We start from the raw sequence: 3,800 nt of genomic DNA, 5'->3' as shown, positions 1-3,800 counted from the left end.
AGCCGCTCCAGCAGGAGCATGCCCACGCCCTCGCCCCAGCCCGTGCCGTCCGCCCCGGCCGCGAAGGGCTTGCACCGGCCGTCGGGAGCGAGGCCGCGCTGGCGGCTGAACTCGACGAAGGTGCCGGGGGTCGACATGACGGTGACACCGCCCGCCAGCGCGAGCGTGCACTCGCGTCGGCGGAGGGCCTGGCCGGCCCAGTGCAGGGCCACCAGGGACGACGAGCAGGCGGTGTCGATGGTGACCGCCGGGCCTTCGAGGCCGAGGGTGTAGGCCACCCGGCCGGAAGCGATGCTGCCCGCCGTGCCGTTGCCCAGATAGCCCTCGACGCCCGCGGGAAGGGACTCCAGGCCGGTGCCGTAGTCGTGGTACATGACCCCGGTGAAGACACCGGTGCGGGAGCCGCGTACCGAGGCCGGGTCGATGCCGGCCCGTTCGAAGGTCTCCCAGCTGGTCTCAAGGAGCAGCCGCTGCTGCGGGTCCGTGGCCAGCGCCTCGCGCGGCGAGATACCGAAGAACGCCGGGTCGAAGTCGCCGGCCGCGTGCAGGAAGCCGCCTTCACGCGCGTAGCTCTTGCCCACGGCGTTCGGGTCGGGGTCGTACAGCCCCGTCACGTCCCAGCCGCGGTCCTCGGGGAATCCGGAGATGGCGTCGGTGCCGTCGGACACCAGCCGCCACAGCTCCTCCGGGGAGCGTACGCCGCCCGGGTAGCGGCAGCTCATCGCCACGATGGCGATCGGCTCGTGATCCGCGGTCTCCGCCTCCTGGAGACGTTGCCGTGTCTGGTGCAGTTCGGCAATGACTCGCTTGAGGTAATCCCTGAGCTTGTCTTCGTTACTCATCGCGCGTTTCCCATCAGAGGCGGAGCGGAGGCATTCGACGGAAAGGGAGCCGACCGTGTGGGTCGTGTGTTTCCGAGGGTCGGTTCAGATGAGTCCGAGATCCTCTTCCACCATCTTGAAGAGGTCGCCGTCCGTCGCCGATTCGAGTTTGTCGGCGAGAACGGCGCTTTCCGCGCCTTCCTGCCTGTCGCCGTATTTCGCAAGGAGATCCCGTAGCCGTGAGATGACGTCGGTGTGGCCGATCTCCTCCAGGGTCATGGCCGACAGTCCGGCCTCGATGCGGTCGAGGCCCACGGACAGAGGGACGTCGCCGCCGTCGTCGGTGGTTGCGTCCTCAGGGGCCAGTTCCTGGTGGATGAATCCGGCCAGGGCCGACGGTGTCGGGTAGTCGAACACGAGGGTGGCGGGCAGCCGCAGCCCCGTGACCGCGTTGAGCCGGTTGCGCAGTTCCACCGCGGTGAGCGAGTCGAAGCCGAAGTCCTTGAAGGCGCGTGCCGGTTCCACGGTTTCCGTGGCCCCGTGCCCGAGGACGGACGCGACGTTCCGCCGCACGGTGTCCAGCACCATGCGTTCGCCTTCCGCCGTCTGCACACCGGCCAGCCGTTCCCGCAGGCCGCCCGGTGCCGTCGTCCCGGTGGCCCCCGTCCGCTGCCGGGGCAGCCGGACCAGTTCCCGCAGCACGTGCGGTACGTCGTCTCCGCCGTCCCGCACGGAAGCCCGGACCGCTGCCGTGTCCAGCCGCATCGGCGCAAGCACCGGTGTCCGGCCGGCGCAGCAGGCGTCGAACAGCGCGAGTCCGTCGGCCGTCGGCAGTCCGCCGAGCCCGATGCCGGCCATGCGTCGCTGATCGGCCTCGCCCAGGCTTCCGGTCAGGCCGCTGCGCTGTTCCCACAGGCCCCAGGCCAGCGACAGGGCGGGCAGGCCCTGGGCGTGGCGCCTGGTCGCGAGGGCGTCGAGGTAGGCGTTCGCGGCGGCGTAGTTGCCCTGTCCGGCGCCGCCGAACGTGCCGGCCGCCGAGGAGAAGAGCACGAACGCCGAGAGGTCGGCATCGGCTGTCAGTTCGTGCAGCACGGTGGCTGCTTCCGCCTTCGGCCGGAGCACCGCGTCGATACGTTCCGGCGTCAGCGACGCGACGACTCCGTCGTCCAGCACGGCGGCGGCGTGCACGACGCCCTTCAGCGGATGTGCGGCGGGGATGTCCGCCAGCACCGCACGGAGGGCGTCGCGGTCGGCCGCGTCGCAGGCGGCCCAGGTCACCGAGGCTCCCGCCGCGCTCAGGTCGGCCGTCAGCTCCGCCGCCCCGCTCGCGTCGGCGCCCCTGCGGCTGAGCAGCAGCAGATGGCGTATGCCGTGCTCGGTCACCAGGTGCCGGGCCACCAGACCGGCGAGTGTGCCGCTCGCTCCGGTGATCAGCACCGTGCCCTCGGGGTCCCAGGTCGCCACGGCATGCGGCGTGCCTCCGTGCTCGGCGGCGGAGGGCCCGTCCTGTTCGGCCTCGGGGGTCGGGGCGTCCGTCGTGGCACGTACCAGCCTGGGCACGAGGAACCCGCCGCCGCGTACGGCCAGTTGCGGCTCGCCCGAGGTGAGGGCGGGGGCGAGGGACGCAGCGGACGCGGCCTGGGCGAAGTCATCGACGTCGAGGAGCAGCAGTCGATCGGGGTGCTCCGCCTGTGCCGAACGCACCAGGCCCCATACGGCGGCTCCCGCCGCGTCGGGTACGCCCTGGTCGGCGGGGCTCGCGGCGAGCGACGCGGTGGTCACCGCGCCTCGGGTGACGATCACCAGCCGCAGGTCGGCGAGTTGGTCGTCCGCCAGCCAGTCCTGGACTCGCTCCAGCGCTTCGACCACCGTCGACCGCAGGGCGGCAGTGCCGGTCCCCGCGTCCGAGTCCGTCGCCGAGGGCGTGTCGTCGCCCGGTACGGAGAGGAACACCCATTCCGGGAGGGTTGCGCCGTCGTCGTTGTGACGCAGGCCCAGGCTCTTCAGGTCCGGGTGCCTCACCACATCCCAGCCACCCGTCTGGAGACCGGCGGCCAGAGTGTCGCTCCCCGCGCCGACAACGGCACACCGGGGAGCGGAGGGTCCCGCGGTCGCCGGGAGTTGCAGGCTGCGCCAGTCGAGCCGGAACAGCGACTCGCGCAGAGCGCCGCGGGCGGCGTCGATCTGCTCGGCGGTGACCGAGCGCGTGACCAGTTCGTCCACCTGGACCACGGGCCGGCCGGACTCGTCCGCCATGGTCACCGACACACCGTCGGTCCCGGCGGACGCGATCCGCACGCGGCCCCTGCTCGCGCCGTTGGCGTGCAGGGAGACGCCGTTCCAGACGAACGGCAGCGGAATCCGGTTCTGGCCGCCTTCGTCGCCCTGGTCGGTCAGCCCGCCCGGCCCGGCCATGTGCAGGGCCGCGTCCAGCAGCGCGGGATGGATGCCGTAGCGCCTGGTCTGGTCCGCGTGCTCCTCCGGCAGCTCGATGTCGGCGAAGACCTCGTCGCCCCGCCGCCAGGCCGCCCGCACTCCCTGGAACACGCGCCCGTACGTCAGCCCGCCCAGCGCGAACCGTTCGTACAGGCCCTCGACATCCAGTGCCTCGGCCCCGGCCGGTGGCCATACGCCCGGCTCGTCCGACACGGGCCTGGCCGTTTCCGTCGGGCTCGGGGTCAGTACGGCGCCGGCGTGACGCGTCCACGGCTGGTCCGGGTCACCGGACTCCAGACGCGCGTACACGTTGACCGGGCGCCGGCCGCTGTCGTCGGCGCCACCGACGACGACCTGGATCTGCACCGCACCGCTCTCCGGGAGCACCAGAGGGGCCTCCAGGACCAGGTCGTCCAACCGCGTGCAGCCGACGCGGCCACCGGCGTGGAGGGCGAGTTCGACGAAGGCGGTGCCCGGCAGCAGGACGGCCCCCAGCACCGCGTGGTCCGCCAGCCAGGCGTGGGACGCCAGCGACAGACGGCC

2 protein-coding genes are annotated in these 3,800 nt (G+C 72.5%); both read right to left on the bottom strand.

Features of this window, described 5'->3' with window-relative positions:
- Window positions 1-842 (bottom strand): beta-ketoacyl synthase N-terminal-like domain-containing protein (locus GTW67_RS08475; protein WP_161164192.1); only part of this gene is annotated, 842 nt, incomplete at its 3' end.
- 84 nt (window positions 843-926) lie between these two features.
- Window positions 927-3,800 (bottom strand): type I polyketide synthase (locus tag GTW67_RS08470; protein ID WP_161164191.1); only part of this gene is annotated, 2,874 nt, incomplete at its 5' end.

This window comes from Streptomyces sp. SID5910 (genome assembly GCF_009862125.1).
Classification (GTDB): Bacteria; Actinomycetota; Actinomycetes; order Streptomycetales; family Streptomycetaceae; genus Streptomyces.
Note: the sequence above shows the minus strand (reverse complement) of the source record. Positions and strands in the feature narration are given on the sequence as shown.